This is a genomic window from Aeromonas sp. (assembly GCF_051657805.1).
Lineage (GTDB): Bacteria > Pseudomonadota > Gammaproteobacteria > Enterobacterales > Aeromonadaceae > Aeromonas.
In genome coordinates this window covers 1-1205 of record NZ_JBOFLJ010000040.1, presented here as the reverse complement: position 1 = coordinate 1205, position 1205 = coordinate 1, and the positions used below count along the sequence as shown (strand labels likewise).

Here is a 1205-nt window from a genome sequence, read left to right as displayed (position 1 = left end):
GTGCCCCCCCGCCCCGGCGCCCTGCCCGACCGCTGGCCGGGCGTGATCGTGGTGATGCTGGCGCTGACGGTCGGCATGTTGGGACGGCTGGCCAACATCTCGGACATCGTGGCCTATGCGACGATCATCTGGGTCGGCGGCATCCTGCAGGGACAGTGGCGCGCCCTGATCGTATAGTGGTTAGTACTCTGCGTTGTGGCCGCAGCAATCCGGGTCACGGCAGCCTTTTGCCGTCGAGCACCGGGGACGTCGGGCTCCTTTTCGCCACCTCATCCGTCAGCTGGATTTTGAGTCTGACGCTCGGTGGCGTCCGGTGCTGCCCTCCTGCAGCCAAGGGAGCTGGAGGACAGCAACCAAGCGTAGTCGTGGCCGAGAGGTTAAGGCGATGGACTCGAAATCCATTGGGGCCTCCCCGCGCAGGTTCGAACCCTGCCGACTACGGGTAGCATTTGCTCTTTCGCCTTAGTTTTCTGTGCCGATAATTGTGCCTTCCAAGGCCTTTGCTCTCGCTGCTGTAATTTCTTGTAGTCTTCTGCTCGGCGGTTGGTGGGGACATTGCCGTTGTATAAAACGTAACCGGACTGTGCAGCGCAAGAGCCCGGATAGCTCAGTCGGTAGAGCATCAGACTTTTAATCTGAGGGTCCAGGGTTCAAGTCCCTGTTCGGGCGAACGGCTGTCCTATTGTTGGCGGCCTCAGCTTGCCGTCACGCTGGTCCAGCTCTACCGCTGACTCTCTACTAGAGCGGTGTTCGTTCCTCCTCGGGGGAGCACACAGCGCCTCGCGTTTTTGTGCATCTCCCTTGCTTGGCACACCTGAGTAGAGGCTGCACGGGTCCCCGTAGTCGTGGCCGAGTGTTTAAGGCGATGGACTAGAAATCCATTGGGGTCTCCCCGCGCAGGTTCGAATCCTGCCGACTACGTTGTTCGCCTGCCCGCCGAGGAGAAGCGGCAGTGCCTGTTTTTTGCACGTCCCTCGCACGCTTGTGCGCTCCCCCTCTGCAACGGACAAACACGCCGTTGAACCTTTTTGCAGCCGTGGGCCAGTGGCACGCCGTGATCGTATAGTGGTTAGTACTCTGCGTTGTGGCCGCAGCAACCCCGGTTCGAATCCGGGTCACGGCAGCCGTTTGCGTCGAGCGACGGGGACACCGGGCTCCTTTTAGCCACCTCATCCTTCAGATGGATTTTGTGTCTGAAGCTTGGC

At 60.5% G+C, this 1205-nt stretch carries 4 tRNA genes; all 4 read left to right on the top strand.

Annotated elements, in window-relative coordinates:
• Positions 1-359: 359 nt before the first annotated feature.
• The 4 genes from ACRCYW_RS14495 (at position 360) to ACRCYW_RS14480 (ending at position 1123) form a co-directional block, all read left to right on the top strand.
• Positions 360-441: transfer RNA gene (locus tag ACRCYW_RS14495), tRNA-Ser, on the top strand.
• Positions 442-596: 155 nt separating this feature from the next.
• Positions 597-669, top strand: a tRNA-Lys gene (locus ACRCYW_RS14490).
• Between the two features lie 170 nt (positions 670-839).
• Positions 840-921, top strand: a tRNA-Ser gene (locus ACRCYW_RS14485).
• Between the two features lie 130 nt (positions 922-1051).
• Positions 1052-1123: transfer RNA gene (locus tag ACRCYW_RS14480), tRNA-His, on the top strand.
• The last annotated feature ends 82 nt before the right edge of the window (positions 1124-1205 follow it).